Source organism: Pseudooceanicola onchidii (assembly GCF_004959925.1).
GTDB classification, from domain to species: Bacteria; Pseudomonadota; Alphaproteobacteria; order Rhodobacterales; family Rhodobacteraceae; genus Pseudooceanicola; species Pseudooceanicola onchidii.
Genome location: NZ_SPUW01000001.1, coordinates 1,390,538 through 1,405,667 on the forward strand (window position 1 = coordinate 1,390,538; position 15,130 = coordinate 1,405,667).

The 15,130-nt window shown below is 63.8% G+C and carries 17 protein-coding genes and 1 tRNA gene; 7 read left to right on the forward strand and 11 right to left on the reverse strand.

The features are described from left to right. Positions 1 to 19: 19 nt before the first annotated feature. From E4S58_RS06670 to E4S58_RS06720, 11 genes are all read right to left on the reverse strand, one after another. Positions 20 to 322 carry an SHOCT domain-containing protein gene (locus E4S58_RS06670; protein ID WP_136635543.1) on the reverse strand — a complete coding sequence of 101 codons (303 nt, stop codon included), beginning with the start codon at positions 320 to 322 and terminating at the stop codon, positions 20 to 22. 142 nt (positions 323 to 464) lie between these two features. Beyond that, entirely contained in the window at positions 465 to 782 is a 318-nt protein-coding gene (locus E4S58_RS06675) for a copper-binding protein (protein WP_136635544.1), read from the reverse strand. A 60-nt stretch (positions 783 to 842) separates the two neighbouring features. Further along, positions 843 to 2,195: a multicopper oxidase family protein gene (locus tag E4S58_RS06680; RefSeq protein WP_136635545.1), complete on the reverse strand. Its 1,353-nt coding sequence runs from the start codon at positions 2,193 to 2,195 to the stop codon at positions 843 to 845. Next, entirely contained in the window at positions 2,192 to 3,586 is a 1,395-nt protein-coding gene (locus tag E4S58_RS06685) for a TolC family protein (RefSeq protein WP_205965362.1), read from the reverse strand. The genes E4S58_RS06680 and E4S58_RS06685 overlap by 4 nt, the downstream gene beginning before the upstream one ends. A 293-nt stretch (positions 3,587 to 3,879) precedes the next feature. After that, positions 3,880 to 4,275, reverse strand: coding sequence for a hypothetical protein (locus tag E4S58_RS06690; protein ID WP_136635547.1), 396 nt, complete (start codon positions 4,273 to 4,275; stop codon positions 3,880 to 3,882). A 102-nt stretch (positions 4,276 to 4,377) separates the two neighbouring features. Beyond that, complete coding sequence (locus tag E4S58_RS06695; RefSeq protein ID WP_136635548.1) at positions 4,378 to 4,701, reverse strand: hypothetical protein; 324 nt, start codon at positions 4,699 to 4,701, stop codon at positions 4,378 to 4,380. Between the two features lie 222 nt (positions 4,702 to 4,923). Beyond that, on the reverse strand, positions 4,924 to 6,240 hold the full coding sequence (locus E4S58_RS06700; RefSeq protein WP_136635549.1) for a hypothetical protein: 1,317 nt from the start codon (positions 6,238 to 6,240) through the stop codon (positions 4,924 to 4,926). 140 nt (positions 6,241 to 6,380) lie between these two features. Beyond that, a complete protein-coding gene (locus E4S58_RS06705) occupies positions 6,381 to 6,830 on the reverse strand; it encodes a DNA-binding protein (protein ID WP_169052612.1) in 450 nt (149 codons plus the stop codon). 243 nt (positions 6,831 to 7,073) lie between these two features. Beyond that, entirely contained in the window at positions 7,074 to 8,096 is a 1,023-nt protein-coding gene (locus tag E4S58_RS06710) for a reverse transcriptase family protein (protein ID WP_136635551.1), read from the reverse strand. After that, positions 8,083 to 8,409, reverse strand: coding sequence for a helix-turn-helix domain-containing protein (locus tag E4S58_RS06715; protein ID WP_136635552.1), 327 nt, complete (start codon positions 8,407 to 8,409; stop codon positions 8,083 to 8,085). The genes E4S58_RS06710 and E4S58_RS06715 overlap by 14 nt, the downstream gene beginning before the upstream one ends. 848 nt (positions 8,410 to 9,257) lie before the next feature. Continuing rightward, positions 9,258 to 9,347, reverse strand: a tRNA-Ser gene (locus E4S58_RS06720). A gap of 152 nt (positions 9,348 to 9,499) precedes the next feature. Between E4S58_RS06720 and E4S58_RS06725 the strand changes: the two genes are divergently transcribed. The 7 genes from E4S58_RS06725 (at position 9,500) to proB (ending at position 15,126) form a co-directional block, all read left to right on the forward strand. Further along, positions 9,500 to 10,333: a DUF2059 domain-containing protein gene (locus E4S58_RS06725; protein WP_136635862.1), complete on the forward strand. Its 834-nt coding sequence runs from the start codon at positions 9,500 to 9,502 to the stop codon at positions 10,331 to 10,333. Beyond that, positions 10,330 to 11,178, forward strand: coding sequence for a hypothetical protein (locus tag E4S58_RS06730; RefSeq protein WP_136635553.1), 849 nt, complete (start codon positions 10,330 to 10,332; stop codon positions 11,176 to 11,178). The genes E4S58_RS06725 and E4S58_RS06730 overlap by 4 nt, the downstream gene beginning before the upstream one ends. 196 nt (positions 11,179 to 11,374) lie before the next feature. Beyond that, positions 11,375 to 11,995 (forward strand): 50S ribosomal protein L21, encoded by a 621-nt coding sequence (locus E4S58_RS06735; RefSeq protein WP_136635554.1) that lies wholly within the window; start codon positions 11,375 to 11,377, stop codon positions 11,993 to 11,995. An 18-nt stretch (positions 11,996 to 12,013) separates the two neighbouring features. After that, positions 12,014 to 12,283 (forward strand): 50S ribosomal protein L27, encoded by a 270-nt coding sequence (rpmA, locus tag E4S58_RS06740; RefSeq protein ID WP_136635555.1) that lies wholly within the window; start codon positions 12,014 to 12,016, stop codon positions 12,281 to 12,283. A gap of 88 nt (positions 12,284 to 12,371) precedes the next feature. Continuing rightward, positions 12,372 to 12,923 (forward strand): GNAT family N-acetyltransferase, encoded by a 552-nt coding sequence (locus E4S58_RS06745; protein WP_136635556.1) that lies wholly within the window; start codon positions 12,372 to 12,374, stop codon positions 12,921 to 12,923. 47 nt (positions 12,924 to 12,970) lie between these two features. Further along, positions 12,971 to 14,008 carry a GTPase ObgE gene (obgE, locus tag E4S58_RS06750; RefSeq protein ID WP_136635557.1) on the forward strand — a complete coding sequence of 346 codons (1,038 nt, stop codon included), beginning with the start codon at positions 12,971 to 12,973 and terminating at the stop codon, positions 14,006 to 14,008. Beyond that, positions 14,005 to 15,126, forward strand: a complete 1,122-nt coding sequence (proB, locus tag E4S58_RS06755; RefSeq protein ID WP_136635863.1) for a glutamate 5-kinase — start codon at positions 14,005 to 14,007, stop codon at positions 15,124 to 15,126. Before obgE ends, proB begins: the two co-directional genes overlap by 4 nt. The last annotated feature ends 4 nt before the right edge of the window (positions 15,127 to 15,130 follow it).

Consider the following 15,130-nt stretch of genomic DNA (forward strand, 5'->3'; position numbering starts at 1 on the left):
TCCTGCGCACGGGCGTCGGTCAGCTGGTCAGCAGCTTCTTCCGGGCGGCGTAGTCCTCGGCGTCGATCTCGCCGCGGGCGAGGCGCATGTCGAGTTCTGCCAGCGCCCCAGACGCCTTGCCGTCCGGCGCTGGCCCGTCCAGGCGGCGGACGAACCAGATGACCCCTGCCACGATCAGACCAAGGACGATAAGCCAGAGGACCGGTCCGAACATCATGCCGGGACCATAGCCATAGCCCCAGTTCATCATGTGATCATAGCCCTCCGGATCGGCGAACGCCGGTTGAGCGAAGAGGGCAAGGGGGAGTGCGAGACGTTTCATGGCAGCCTCTTGGATGGTGAAAACGCCCGCCCAGTCTGACCCGGAATGGCTCCGGTGCCCTTGATCCAGCGCAACCACACGGATTGGTGAACCGGCGGGGCGCCCCGGTGTCCCGAGGCGCCCCCGTGGCCCGAACTGCGGCTTATTCCGGCGCGATCTCGGTCACGGTCAGCTTGCCCTTCACCCGGTCAGCGGTGAAGGCGATCTCCTGGCCTTCGGCCAACCCGTCGAGCATCGCCGGATCGGAGACTTCGAAGACCATGGTCATCCCCTCCATGCCGAGGTTCTCAAGCGGCCCGTGGTCGATGGTCAGCCGGTGCCACTGGGTGTCGATCTTGGTGATCGTGCCCATGCTCATGCCCGCGTCGCCATGCGCGGCGTCGTGAGAGCCGGTATGATCGCCGGAGGCGGCGGCGGCGGTTGCGAGGAGAGCGAAGGCGAGTGGCAGAAGTTTCTTCATTTCTTTGTCCTTTCGAGACGTGAGAGGACGCACCCTGCGAGGCAGGACGCGCCCGGGAAATCAGCCGCGACGCACGTGGTCGCGGGGGGAGATGATGGTGTCGGGGCTGTCGTTGCGGGCTTCATCGGGAAGCGCGCCGGTCCATTCCCAGGCCTGTGTGCCGGGCGGGTTCTCATACCAGCCGGGGTCGGTATAGTCGTCCGCCGCAATGCCGTCGCGCACCTTCACGACGGAGAACATGCCGCCCATTTCCAGCGGGCCGTAGGGACCCCAGCCCGCCATCATCGGCACGGTGTTTTCGGGCAGTTCCATCGACATTTCGCCCATGTCGGCCATCCCTGCGGTGCCCATGGGCATGTAGCCCCGGGTTTCGCGCCGGATCATCTGGGTTACCTTGCGCTTGTCCGCCCCGATGAAGGTCGGGACACCGTGGCCCATGGCGTTCATCGTGTGATGCGCCTTGTGGCAATGTATGGCCCAGTCGCCTTCGTGCACGGCATCAAACTCGTAGGCGCGCATGGCGCCGACGGGGATGTCGATGCTGACCTCGGGCCAGCGCGCCTCTGGCCGGACCCAGCCGCCATCGGTGCCGGTGACCTCGAAGTGGTAGCCATGCATGTGGATGGGGTGGTTGGTCATCGTCAGGTTGCCGACCCGGACCCGCACCCGGTCGCCCTTGGACACCACCAGCGGGTCGATGTCGGGGAAGATCCGGCTGTTCCAGGTCCACATGTTGAACTCGGTCATTGTCGCAGTGCGCGGAATGTAGGTGCCCGGGTCGATGTCGTAGGCCGCCAGCAGGAAGGCGAAGTCCCGGTCCACCGGCATGAAGGCCGGGTCGCGCGGATGCACGATGAAGAGGCCCATCATGCCCATGGCCATCTGCACCATCTCGTCCGCATGCGGGTGATACATGAAGGTGCCGGATTTGGTCAGGTCGAACTCGTAGACATAGGTCTTGCCCGGCGGGATCGCGGGATGAGACAACCCGCCGACACCGTCCATGCCCGAGGGCAGGATCAGCCCGTGCCAGTGCACGGTGGTGTGTTCCGGCAGGCGGTTGGTGACGTAGATGCGCACACGCTCGCCTTCGACGGCTTCGATGGTCGGCCCGGTGGACTGGCCGTTGTAGCCCCAGAGGCGCGCCATCATGCCGTTGGCCATGATCCGCTCGACCGGCTCGGCCACCAGGTGGAACTCCTTCACATTGCCGTTCATCCGCCAGGGCAGCGACCAGCCGTTGAGCGTGACAACCGGGTTGTAGTCCGGTCCATTTGAGGGGCGCGGCGGGACCTGCGTGTTCGGGCTGTCATAGCTCGCCGCTTCGGGCAGGTCCCGGAACCGGGTCTGCGCCTGCGCGGCGGATGCCATGGCGAGGCCGGCCCCGCCGGCAAGAAGTTGTCTGCGGTTCATTCTGCACCTCCTGTCGCGCCACCCCAGATGGCGGCGGTCATGGCTGCCTCGGCGCGCCAGTAGTCGGCCTTTGCCTCGGCATAACTGAGTTCGGCTTCAAGGCCCTCGCGGGCATCGGTGATCAGGTCGAAGGTCGAGGTGAGCATGCCGTTGTAGGACTTTAGCGCCTCCGCATCTATCGTGCGGCGCAACGGCAGCACCTCGTCCCGCCAGTGGCGGGCGATGTTGTATTTGCCGGTGACGGCCGCATGGGCGGACCGCGCCTCGGACCGGGCATTGACCGCCGCCTGCGCCAACTCGTTCGCCGCGCGCATGTAGGCCAGTTCACCCCGGCGGCTGGTCAGCTTGCCGGTGTCGTAGAGCGGGATCTCGAAGCTCGCTTCCAGCACACGAGTGGTCTCCGTCTCGCGTCCCGTGGGCGTGTCGGATCGCTCTACCTCGGCGCCCGCGGTGATCTCGATATCCGAGAGCATCCGCGTCTGGCCTTCCAGCCGGTATTCCTGCGCGATAGCCTCCAGCTCCAGCCGCCCGATGGCGAGGTCGGTGCGGTGTTCCAGCGCCAGTTTCTCGATATCCGACCGGCCGGGCCGTCGACCAGGCAGGCCCGGCAGGCGATCCGGAACATAGAAGTCGATATCCGAGCCCCAGAGCCCCATGAGCCGGGTCAGTTTCTCCTTCGCCAGCTGGGCTTCCAGACGGGCATCGGCGCGTTCGGCGGCGAGCTCGGCGGTGAAGACATGCTCCCGCGCCTGATCGGCCCGGTTCATCGCCCCGGTGCGACCGAGTTCGGCGGCCAGTTCCGATGCCGCATCCGCCGTGCCCTGCGCCCGCCCGATCAGCGCGGCGGCCTCGAAGGCTGAAACCGCGTCGATCCAAGCCTGACGCGTCTCTGTCGCCAGCGCGATCGTCGCCCCAAGGGCGGCAAACTGCGCCTGCTGGAACTTTGTCTGCGCGATGGCACGGCGGGGTTTCACGGTTGCTGCGTCGAGGATCGCGCCCGTCACCACGGCTTCCAGCGAGCGGGCCAGCCCGACCTCGCCGATGCCCGAGATCGTCACGCCGAAGGACGGCACCGGGCCCATGGCGACCTCCCACAGGTCCGCCGCCGAAAGCCCCAGATCGGCGTAAGCCGCCTGAAGGCCGCGGTTGTTCATCAGCGCCACCTGAACGGCCGTGTCCGGCCCGATGGTCTTGCGATGAACCAGAGCCCGGGCCCGCGCCTCGTTCGCGGCGACTTCGGCGGCCGATTGCGCCCAGACGCCCGACGCGCCGGTGGCCTGTTTCGTCCCGCTGGACACCAGCGAAAACACCGCGCCCGGGGCCGAGGCCTGACCGACCAGTCCCGCATCCGCACAGGCCGCAAGGGCCAGCGGCAGAAGCGCGACACTCATTTTGAAGGTCCTCTTCATGACGACCCTCCCGGCCCCTGCGCGTCATTCAGCTGGCGCCAATCGCCGGGCGCCTCGATGGGGCGTGAGGTGTGCGCAACGGCTGGCCCGGAGGGCGCGGCGCGCGCGGTCATTGGATCGGCAGCCCGCGTCAGCGGGGCGGCCAAGGGGGGCTCGAACGGCTGCGCACAGCCCGCGAGCGCCAGCGGCACGGCGGCCGCCAAGAGGAACTTCATGATTGGTCTCCGGAAGGGATCGGCAGAGCAGGCGCCGGACGGCACCCTACGACAGCTCGATCACGCCTTCGGAGGTCGTCGCAGCCCGTTCGGGTGCGTCAGTTCGGTCAGGTCGGACGATGACAGGTCGTGCGGCGCACTCGATGCGATCTGGCCGACGCCCAGCACCACGGGCATCACCGTCAGCTCAGCCACGCATGCATGATCGCAGCAGATCGGCGCTGAATCCGTTGAGGCCTCATCCGAAGTCTGAACCACCTGATGCATGCCGTGGTCCGCGCCATGGTGGGAATGGTCCATCGAAGCAGCCGAAGGCTGTTGCGCGGCATGCTGCATACTGACGCTCGCCTGCTGTTCGCACAGCATGGAGCCGGACATGGCCATGACGGCGACCGGGGCGGCCACCATCATCAGCCCGGTCAACGCCAGGAAGAGTGCGATCAGGTATCTCTTCATCGTGTTCGCATCATCCGGTAGCGCGAGTGTCGTGGCAAGTCACAAGCGCTTCACTAACATCGGCAAAGGTGCAAACCCACCGCTGTGGTCGGACTCGCCGATTTATCGTGCCTCACGCACGACTTTGAGGGCCCTGAGATGCTGATGCGCCGTCTCGGGGCGGGTGGGATATACCGTGAACACATCGTAGCCGGGCTCGAGATCCACCTTGCACCCTAACAATCCGAGCAATCGACTCGCTTCGGCCCGAATGCCGCGGCGCCGGTCGCGTTGATCGTCAACGCCGTAGACCTCGATAAATGCAAATCCTGGACCTGGCCGATAGTGGGCCTGTGCGGCAAGCCGGAGAGATGGCAGGTCCGGATTGTCTGACCTCATGGCTGCCTCTACGAAACCGAGCAGCGTTTTTCTGTCTGGCGTATCCATGCGTAAATCCTTCCACGGTGGCGTAAACCAACATTGGCCCGAAGCGGCATCCACGAAGCGATTTCACGGGGGGCTGCACGCATCAATGGAAAGATCGTCAAATCTGGGTCCGTGGGCGGGTTTGGCGCGGTCTGGGGAAATGGGGAAACGGCCTTGTTTCGGCTATGTCGGTCCCTCAGCCTTCGGCAAGGCTTTGCCCCCTGTAGCGGACACGGACCTGTCTCACTGAAAAAATGCCGACGGTGCAGTGGAAACCTCCGAAATCACGGGCTTTCCCCTCCGATACCAAGTCGCACGGGACATGCCCTGAACTTTCCACGGCATCTCTCTCGATATAGCATTCGCTGCGAGGTATTCCGCTCGCGGCACGGCGCCGGCGGCGGCGCGGCGCTCTCTTTCCCGTTCGGTCTTCCTGCGGCGTCGTTCCTTGGTCGAATAAACCTGCTGGAGGCTGAGGGAGCGCGCTTCGTCATCGGTGATGTCGAGCAGTTGCGCGACCTGGGCGCCGGAATAATGATACCTGCCGTCATCCAGCGGATTTGCCGTCCGAGGCCGCGCTGCACGGTCCTCCGCGTTCCGGACGATACTCCGGACTTCTGTCGCGGGAAGGCCGGGCGTCGCGACGGCTGCCATCCTGTCGATCGCCGTCGCAATATCGCCTGGCTCGCGCAAGTGCGTCAGGCATGTCGCATAGAGGTGCAGGAAAGTGTTCCGGCGCCCTTGGGGGACTTGGCCTCCCCAGAGGACGCAAAGCTTATCGAGGTCGTTCAGGATCTGCTGGAACCTGGCAGCCGGAGTAAGCCCCGAGCCGGTCACCCGACGCCTTGCCTTTTTGACATGCCGCAGCTTTCGCTCTTGAAGCTGGCGCCGTGTAGGTCGGCCGAGGGCCGTGTATATGGCGTCCTCCAGAGCGTCGTAATTGTAGCGCAGGAGCGTTCCGCCAATAACGCGGACGACACGGCCGGACTTCGGATTGATGCTGCCAGGGAGGCGGAAAACGCGTGCGGTATCCGAACAAGACTTATCGGCGCCGGCACTCCTGAACAGGCTGATAAGGCCATGGATTGCCGCCCGCCATCGTGCCCGCACATGGGGTGGCAACGGTCGTATGAGCCAGATAGCGGCGAGGCCGCGTCCGGTCGCGTTCAGCAGTGAAGGCATTGGCAACCCCGCAGTCTCGCATATCTCCGTGACCTTGGCGCGCCATGCGGCCGGGTCCGCCACAAGGCCCGTTGGAGCGAGATCGGCGTCGAGATCGACGAACATCGCGTTCAGCGCGGCAAGGCGCATATCTTCCCGATGACCGTGAAACCGGTTCAGGGAAACAAACGAGGTTCGTTCGGTCGCACAGGTGGCATAGAACGGAGCGGTTGCGATCTCGGAGATCTTGCACTCGGCCCGATCTTTCCGGTCCGCGATCAGAAAGTTCACCTTGCCGATGGCGTCGTCAGGGTGCAGCAGGCGCACATAGTCCGCGGTGGCCATATCGGCCGCGACGGGCAGCGCGTCTATGAGGGTGCGTGTGTTGAGGTGTTCCATTTTGGGGAACTGGTTCGCGCGACGGCGTTACCCAAACAGCCACCAGCCGGGCAGTAAGGGCGGGCTGCCGAGGCCTTTGCTGCAAGCGAAAGCCTGCAACCGGCCTCGGTGCCGATGACCATCGTCGTGTCCAGGTGGCCTCAGATAATGAGGCGAGGGGTATTGCCCCGCTTGATCTGGGACAGCTGGCCTTCGAGATCTGCCATCTGCTCTTCCATCGCATCCACAAGAGCTTCGAGGTCGGTGACTGATGCGGTTCGCTCGACCAGCATCTTTTCGAGGGCCTGGACGCGAAGCTCGAGCGGCCGGGCCGCTTCGGCTCTGATAGCCTCGGCCAGGGTCCGAAGCGTATCCGAATGGGCCTGCGTGGCCTTGGCGACCTCAGGCGAAATCCCTTCTTCCACGACCTGCCGAGGCAGGTCGGGAAGACCTTCTTCACGCACGGCGAGGAATGTGCTCCAGGCCGTCGTGGCGAGCCCTCGGCGACCAAGAGCATTCCACAAGTTCAGTCGGTCAGGGGTTTCCCCCTTGGCCATGAGAGTCATGGCGGCGGCAAGAACTTGGTCACGGGTGTAGGCGGGTGTCTGCATTGGGAACTCCATAGTGCAGTGAAGAGGAGTTCAGGACTTGGTAACGATTGTTGTTGCCGACTCCGCCACAACGCGTTTCCAATCCGGCGCCGTTGATATGGTCGGAAGCTCATATGCTCTCGAGCTTCAAAGGAGTCGGTCGCTTAGCATGAGAATGGGCGCAGGAACTTGTGTCTTGGAGCATTCCCTGTGATCTGGTGGCGTGCCTTCTGCTTAATACTCTGCCGCTCAGGGGCCGGCGTGTTAAAAAGGCATGTCTTCCGCATCCACCGACGCATCATGTTGGCGAGCAGGGGTGACAGCATTAGCCTCCCGAAGCCATTTTGCCCGCTTCTGCTTGAGCATGTTCATCTGGTCAGCCGCCCTTTGGCCGACGTCGGATTTCGCGCCAACAATATGCCTGACAGTCCCAAGTTGGCTCATCAGAAGTTGCGCGCAAGCCGCCTTTTCATCTGCGGTGACGGCCTCGTGGAGGTCGTCCCAATACCGTCTAATCCGTAGGTTCAGCGAGTTGGGAGCAACCAGGTCTCGACCGACGACACCGATGCCAGTGATCACGACGGGACGGTTGCCAGACCGATATCGGATTTTGTGAGAACGTAAGCCGCAGTCTTGGATGACTGTCCGAATGCTGGTGACAACCTTGCCCGGAACGAACCTTCCAGAGATCGTGAGATCATCAACCCACAGCGAGTGTCGCAATCCGCGGGCGCTACAGATGTCGGAAATACTGTCGAACATCGGCCGGTGCACGAGGGTGCAAAGCACCGGCGTCAGCGGCGAGCCGAAGGAGGCTTTTCCGTCGATCGTGCACAAGTGAGTGAGCATCCCCGCCACGTCATCATACATGCCGAGTTCATCTTTGAACCATCGGAATACCATGGCGTCGGTCGTGGAAGGGTAAAACTGCTTGATGTCCAGGGTCAGGTATTGGTCTTGGTCAAGATGCAGCTCCGCGTTGTCGCGCTGGCTGCGCTTTTTGCGCGGACTAAATAGATAGCTCGGCTGTCGAACCTTATTCAGGTGAAACTTGAGCCTTTCATGGATGCCTCGCAGGCGGGCGGTCGGATAAGCAAGATCGCGGTCCTTTCCCGCGATCCGCTCCTGTCGTCTGACGACAAACTGATCTTTATAGTTGATCAGCCGCTCGAGATCGGCCTTCGTCTCGCCCAGGAGGTCAGCGACGTCTCGCTGCGTTGGCCTTTGCGCAAATGGGGAGCGATCCAGATCGTAGCGTTCGTATGCGGGCTTCTTATTGCGCCGCATCAGCGTGCTCCTTGGGCGAGAACGCCTCCAGCAGCTTCAGCACCCGGTTGGCGATGATCAATCTGCCGCGCTTCTGGACCGGTTCGCCTTCGAGTTCTTCCGCGAAGAACATCAGCTGAGACATTCTTACGCCGAGCCTCTCACTATACCGCTCCAAAACATCTATCGAAACCGTCTTTGCGTTGCGTTCGATCTCTGAAATCATGGACTGGGAAAGCCCGAGTTCCTCGGCCAGTTCTGCCTGAGAATACCCATAGTATAGGCGGATCAAGCGAAGGGCGTCGTTGATCATTGGTCGTTTTACATCAGCCATCTTGCCCTCCTTTCGGCTATTTTCGAGGTCGCCGCTCACTCCCGGTCCATAAACCAGAACCACAAGCGAACAACGTAGTATGTTGCCTGACCCAGCAGGACAATGACTCGCCAGAGCCATCCGTAGTTTCTGCCAGACCGGCGGCGACGCCGCTGGTGTCGATTTCTTTCGTTCATCCTGAAAGTCTCCTTCATACCCACCAGCGGAAGTGCCGGTGCCCATCGGGAAGAAGGCCAGTTCAGCGACGATTTACCTCGAACATGCCGCACCCGTGCCCAGCGGGTGCGGCGCGCGGCTGCGGTCCCTGCCGGTAAACGGGATTGAATCGGAGACCATCGGTCTCCACAGGGCTCAAGGCCCCAACTCAAGACGGGTTCTGCTCCTTGGATGAACAATCTTCACGGCACCCTTGTGCCGGATTCGGCGTAGCTCGTCAAATAAAAAATCACCATCAGTGATATTCGACCGATTGTTGGGCGCGGGATTGTTGCTACATGGGAATGGCCACGAACTGGAGCCTAAAGTAGTGCTAACCTCACGGTGAACGATGACTGGCCCCTGTGTTCATGCTCCGCAGTAACAGGCCTGGAATGATCTTCGGTGTGCAACTTCGGACGCTCAAATGCGAGGGCTCCAAGATAACGGTCAAGGTCGTAGCGATCGAAGCCCAACGCGTCCCAAACCTGACGCTGATCTGGTAGACGCGAATGCTGCCTCAGCACCGTTGGTGCCGTGTTTTCGACGAAAAATGTGTAGCAAAATGTGGAGCAAAATCTCGCCCCAAGGAGGGGCGTCGCCCGAAGAATCATTGCTTTTCAGGATGTTGCCATCACCCGCAGGGGTGAAAGTGGCGGAGAGACAGGGATTCGAACCCTGGGTGGGCTTGCACCCACAACGGTTTTCGAGACCGCCCCGTTCGACCACTCCGGCACCTCTCCGCGGGGGTCTGGGAGGTCCGTCTAACGGCCTTTGTGATGGCGCGCAAGGGGCCTTTTGCATTGCACGTCCAAGGAAATGACCTACGTTTCGATCGGGCGCCCGTCGCCCGCAGACTCACCTGTCCCTGACACACCCGGAGGTGTCGATCGCGATGCGACCCGCAGCCCTTGTCCGCCCCTTGTTTTTCGCCCTTGCCACGATGGTCCTGTCCCTGACCCAGGCTGTTGCCGCCGATCGGGACAAGGTCGAGGCCTTCCTGACCATCACCGGTTTCGACGTATCGCTGGAAAGCATCAAGCTGTCGGCGGAAGATGCACCGCGCATGCTGGGATTGAATGCGCAGGACTTCGGGGCCACCTGGTCGCTGCTGAGCCGCGATGTCTTTGACGTCGACGGCATGCAGGAAGACGCGACGACGATTCTGGAACAGACGCTGAGCGACGAGGCGCTGGCGCATGGCGCTGATTTCTACGCCTCGGACCTGGGCCAGCGGCTGGTGCAGGCCGAAAACGAAAGCCACATGCGCGAACGCGCGTCCAAGCAGGACGAGGGCGGGCGGCTCCTGGCCGAGATGCAGCAGGACGATCCCGAACGCTTCGCCTTGATCGAGCGGATGCTGGATGCCATCGGGTCGGAAGAGCAAAGCCTGCGGGCCGCCAACGAGTTGGAGGTCCGGTTCCTGATGGCGGCGCAGCAGGCGGGCGTGATCCGGCTGCGCGTGGACGAGGAAGGGCTGCGCGCCGCGCAGGCCGAGACCGCGGAAGAGACCAAGAAATCAATGCGCCTGTCGGGCATGGCCTCTTCGGCCGCGACCTATCGCGATTTCAGCAACGCCGAGCTCGAAGCCTATGCCGAAGCGCTGGAAGACCCGCTGATGCAGGAGGTCTATGAGCTGATGAACGCCGTTCAGTTCGAAATCATGGCCGACCGCTTCGAAGAGGTCGCGTCGCGCCTGGCCGAGCTTAACCCGGGTCAGGAACTGTGAAGATCCTGCAGGCGATCTGCGTCGCACTGGCGCTGATCGCGCCACTCTCGGCCCAGGCGCAGACGCAGGACACCGCCGAGGGTCCTCAAGTCGCGCCACAGGTGATCGACCGCCTGTGGCAGGTCCTGGATATTCCCGCGTCGCTCGCCATCATGCGCGAGGAAGGGCAGGGGATGGCCGACAGCGTGGCGCAGGATTACCTGCCCGGACGTCCCGGCAGCGGCTGGCAGGCCGATACGGCCGACATCTATGACCCCGCCGCGATGGACGGCCTGATGCGGTCGGCCTTTGCCGAGGATTTCGCGGGGACCGACCCCGAGCCCATCTTCGCCTTTTTCGATGGTGACCTCGGCACCCGTATCATCGGGCTGGAACTGTCGGCGCGGCGAGCCTTCCTGGACGACGATACCGAGAACATGGCCCGCGACCGGATCCGCGGCGGATCGGTCCCTGTCGCCCGGCTGGCCATGATCGACGACTTCATCGCGGCCAACGACCTGATCGAATTCAACCTGTCTGGCGCGCTCAACACCAATTTCGCCTTCCTGTCCGGGCTGGCCGAGGCCGAGGTCTTCCGCATGTCCGAAGGCGAAATCCTGGCCCGGGTCTACGAGAATGCAGAAGACACCCGCGCCGACACCACCGAATGGCTGCAGGCTTACCTGACCATGGCCTACCAACCGCTGAGCGATGACGAGTTGCAGGCCTACATCGACTTCTCGCGCCTGCCCGAGGGGCAGCGGCTGAACCGGGCGCTGTTCGCGGGCTTTGGCAAGATGTATGACCAGCAGTATCACGCCCTTGGCCTTGCCGTGGCGCGGCAACTGGGGGCGCAGGAATTGTAGGCCCCACGGCCCGGCGCCCTTGACTTGCCCGCCGATCCGCCGTATTCGCCCGCAACCTGACGGGCATTCGGCCCGATCGGGTCATGTTCAATTCGCCCCAGGAAGGGCGCGCCGTTCGAAGGTGGGGAAACCCGGAAACGCCTGAAAGCCAAGGGGCTGAAGGGACCAGAGGACGCGGTAGAAAAGGAAAATGCCCATGTTTGCGGTCCTCAAGACCGGTGGCAAGCAGTATCGCGTGAAGTCCGGCGATCTGCTCCGCGTGGAAAAGCTGGCAGCTGATGCCGGTGAAAAAGTTCAATTCAACGAAGTTCTGATGCTTGGCGGTGACGATCTCGTCGTCGGCGCGCCGCTTGTTGATGATGCAGCCGTCCAGGCCGAAGTCGTCGACATCGTGAAGGGCGACAAGGTCATCAACTACGTCAAGCGTCGTCGTAAGCATTCGTCGCAGCGCACCCGTGGCCACCGCCAGCAGCTGACCCTGCTCCGCGTGACCGAGATCCTCGCCAAGGGCGCAGGCAAGTCCGGCGTGAAGGCTGCGATCGGTGCGGGCTCCGTCTCCGGTGCCGCCGTCGCCGCTGCTGCCCCCAAGGCAGAAAAGAAGGCCGCGGCTCCGAAAGCCGAAGCCAAGGCTGCACCCGCCGCTGACGCGGCCGGTGACGACCTGACCGCGATCACCGGTGTCGGCCCCGCCGCCGCCAAGAAGCTGGCCGATGCCGGCATCACCACCTTCGCCCAGCTGGCGGCCGTGGACGTCGACACCTTCGACGCCGTCAAGGTCAAGCCCGAGTGGGTCGAACAGGCGAAAACCCTCGCCTGAGCGTAAGGAGAAAACGATATGGCACATAAAAAAGCTGGCGGTTCCTCCCGCAACGGTCGCGACTCAGCTGGTCGCCGCCTTGGCATCAAGAAATACGGTGGCGAAAACGTCATCCCCGGCAACATCATCTGCCGTCAGCGCGGCACCAAGTGGTGGCCGGGCGAAGGCGTTGGCTTGGGCAAGGACCACACCATCTTCGCGACCGTCGAAGGCAACGTGACCTTCCACAAGGGCCTCAAGGGCCGCACCTTTATTTCGGTTCTGCCAGCGGCGGAGGCCGCTGAGTAAGCCGACCTTCAGGTTGATGTGACATCAGGGGGATCGGCAGACAGCCGGTCCCCCTTGACGTTAGGGGACCCCATATCGGGAGGAGACTATGGAAGACGCCCTGAACCTGGTGCCCGAGATCGCGCTGGAGGACGTTGTCCTGCGCCCGTTGCGCCGGTCCGATGCCGGCCTGATCGAACTGTACGGATCCGACGAACGTGTCGCCCGCATGACGACCTCGATCCCGCATCCGCTGCCACCGGGCACGACCGAAGCCTTCGTCACCCGGGCCATGGCCACGGATGGCGACGAACTGATCTGGGCGATGGATGCGTCTCTGGTCGGTGGCGCCGAACTCAAGGGGCTGATCAGCCTCAAGCGGATGGAGCCCGGATCGAAAGGCGGCAGCCAGTCCGAGATCGGCTACTGGGTCGCCCCGGCCTGGTGGAACACCGGCCTCGCCTCGGCCGCCGTGCAGGGTCTTGTGGGGGCCAATCCACTTGGCAACGACGCGATCTTCGGGTCGGTCTTCCAGGACAACCCGGCCTCGGCCCGGGTCCTCACCAACGCCGGTTTCGCCTATGTTGGCGATGCCGAAAGCTTCTCGGTCGCCCGCAACGCCAAGGTGGCCACCTGGACCTACGTCCGAAAACTGAATTGAGCCGCGGGCGCGCCTAAGTTAAGCGACCATTGCGGCAGGAGAGACAGATGAAATTCCTCGATCTCGCAAAGGTCTACATTCGCTCGGGTGCGGGCGGTAACGGCGCGATTTCCTTCCGCCGCGAAAAATACATCGAATTCGGCGGTCCCGATGGCGGCAACGGCGGCCATGGCGGTGATGTCATCGCCGAAGCGGTGGACGGGCTGAACACCCTGATCGACTTCCGCTACCAGCAGCATTTCTTTGCCCAGAACGGGCAGGGCGGCATGGGCCGCATGAAAACCGGCAAGGACGGCGAAGACATCGTGCTGCGCGTGCCTGTCGGTACCGAGATCCTTGAAGAAGACGGCGAAACGCTGATCGCCGACATGACCGAACTGGGCCAGCGCGTGGTGCTGGCCGGTGGCGGCAACGGCGGCTTCGGCAACGCGCATTTCAAGACCTCGACCAACCAGGCGCCGCGCCGCGCGAACCCCGGATTGGAAGGTGTCGAACGCACCATCTGGCTGCGGCTGAAGCTGATCGCGGATGCGGGCCTTCTGGGCCTTCCGAACGCGGGGAAATCCACTTTCCTCGCCGCGACCTCGAATGCGCGGCCCAAGATCGCCGACTATCCCTTCACCACGCTGCACCCCAACCTGGGCGTTGTCGGTGTGGACGGGGCCGAATTCGTCGTCGCCGACATCCCCGGCCTGATCGAAGGCGCGTCCGAGGGCAGGGGACTGGGCGATCTGTTCTTGGGCCATGTCGAACGCTGCGCCGTTCTGCTGCACCTGATCGACGGTACCGCGGATGACGTTGCGGGCGATTACCGCACCATCATCAACGAGCTCGAGGCCTATGGCGGAGAGCTGGCCGAAAAGCCCCGCGTCACCGTTCTCAACAAGGTCGACAGCCTTGATCCGGAACTGCGCGACATGCAGCGCGAATTCCTGGAAGAGGCCGTGGGCGGGCCGGTGATGCTGATGTCCGGGGCCTCGGGCGAAGGCGTGACCGAGGTGCTGCGCGCGCTGCGCGACAAGATCAGCGCCGACCGGCTGCGCGAGGCCAAGTCGCAGGAGGAGGACGCGCCTTGGCGGCCCTGACTGGTCTGACCGGCGCCCGGCGCGTCGTCATCAAGATCGGATCCGCCCTGCTGGTGGACCGCACCACCGGCACGCTGCGCGCCGACTGGCTGCAAAGCCTTGCGGACGATGTCGCGATGCTGCGCGGGCGCGGTCAGGACGTGGTCCTGGTGTCGTCGGGGTCGATCGCCCTTGGCCGCGGGGTGCTGGGGCTGGGCCTTGGCGTCCTGTCGCTGGAACAATCACAGGCCGCCGCCGCCACGGGCCAGATCGCCCTGGCCGCCGCCTATACCCAGGCGCTTGGCAGTCACGGGATCAAGGTCGGCCAGGTGCTTGTCACGCTGGAAGACAGTGCGGACCGTCGCCGCTACCTCAATTCCCGCGCAACGCTGGAGACACTGCTGGGCTTCGGGGTCGTGCCGATCGTCAATGAAAACGACACCGTCGCCACCGACGAGATCCGCTATGGCGACAACGACCGCCTGGCCGCGCAGGTTGCCGTGACCGTGGGCGCGGATCGGCTGGTGCTATTGTCGGATGTCGATGGCCTGTACACCGCCAACCCGTCAATCGACCCGAGCGCGACGCGGCTGGACCAGGTGGTCCAGATCACGCCCGAGATCGAGGCGATGGCGGGCGATGCCGGATCTGGCCTGTCGAAGGGCGGCATGAAGACCAAGGTGATGGCGGCCAAGACCGCGACCGCGGCGGGCTGCGCCATGGCCATCACCCACGGGTTCCGCCGCAATCCGATCCAGGGTCTGGAAGACGGCGCCGCCGCCACCTGGTTCGTGGCCAAGGGCGATCCGGCCACCGCGCGCAAGGGCTGGATCGGGTCGATGAAGCCCAAGGGGCGGCTGGTGCTGGATGCGGGCGCCGTGCGGGCGATGCGGGCCGGCAAAAGTCTGCTGCCCGCCGGTGTCGCGCGGGTCGAAGGGATCTTTGGCCGGGGCGACCCGGTTGAAATCGCAGGACCGGGTGACGAGGTTCTGGCACAGGGCCTGACGCGCTATACCTCGGACGAGGCCCTGCTGATCGCCGGCCACCGGTCGGACGAGATCGAGGCGCTGCTTGGCTATCCCGGCCGGGCGGCTCTGGTGCACCGCGACGACCTCGCGATGCTCGCTCATGTGGAGTGAAAGG

Coding starts and splice junctions, on each gene's coding strand:
- E4S58_RS06690 (WP_136635547.1), bottom strand. CDS start 4,275: ATGAAGAGATACCTGATCGCACTCTTCCTGGCGTTGACCGGGCTGATG.
- E4S58_RS06675 (WP_136635544.1), bottom strand. CDS start 782: ATGAAGAAACTTCTGCCACTCGCCTTCGCTCTCCTCGCAACCGCCGCC.
- E4S58_RS06685 (WP_205965362.1), bottom strand. CDS start 3,586: ATGAGTGTCGCGCTTCTGCCGCTGGCCCTTGCGGCCTGTGCGGATGCG.
- E4S58_RS06670 (WP_136635543.1), bottom strand. CDS start 322: ATGAAACGTCTCGCACTCCCCCTTGCCCTCTTCGCTCAACCGGCGTTC.
- E4S58_RS06745 (WP_136635556.1), top strand. CDS start 12,372: ATGGAAGACGCCCTGAACCTGGTGCCCGAGATCGCGCTGGAGGACGTT.
- E4S58_RS06680 (WP_136635545.1), bottom strand. CDS start 2,195: ATGAACCGCAGACAACTTCTTGCCGGCGGGGCCGGCCTCGCCATGGCA.
- E4S58_RS06700 (WP_136635549.1), bottom strand. CDS start 6,240: ATGGAACACCTCAACACACGCACCCTCATAGACGCGCTGCCCGTCGCG.
- E4S58_RS06710 (WP_136635551.1), bottom strand. CDS start 8,096: ATGCGGCGCAATAAGAAGCCCGCATACGAACGCTACGATCTGGATCGC.
- E4S58_RS06725 (WP_136635862.1), top strand. CDS start 9,500: ATGCGACCCGCAGCCCTTGTCCGCCCCTTGTTTTTCGCCCTTGCCACG.
- E4S58_RS06715 (WP_136635552.1), bottom strand. CDS start 8,409: ATGGCTGATGTAAAACGACCAATGATCAACGACGCCCTTCGCTTGATC.
- E4S58_RS06735 (WP_136635554.1), top strand. CDS start 11,375: ATGTTTGCGGTCCTCAAGACCGGTGGCAAGCAGTATCGCGTGAAGTCC.
- E4S58_RS06695 (WP_136635548.1), bottom strand. CDS start 4,701: ATGGATACGCCAGACAGAAAAACGCTGCTCGGTTTCGTAGAGGCAGCC.
- E4S58_RS06705 (WP_169052612.1), bottom strand. CDS start 6,830: ATGCAGACACCCGCCTACACCCGTGACCAAGTTCTTGCCGCCGCCATG.
- obgE (WP_136635557.1), top strand. CDS start 12,971: ATGAAATTCCTCGATCTCGCAAAGGTCTACATTCGCTCGGGTGCGGGC.
- rpmA (WP_136635555.1), top strand. CDS start 12,014: ATGGCACATAAAAAAGCTGGCGGTTCCTCCCGCAACGGTCGCGACTCA.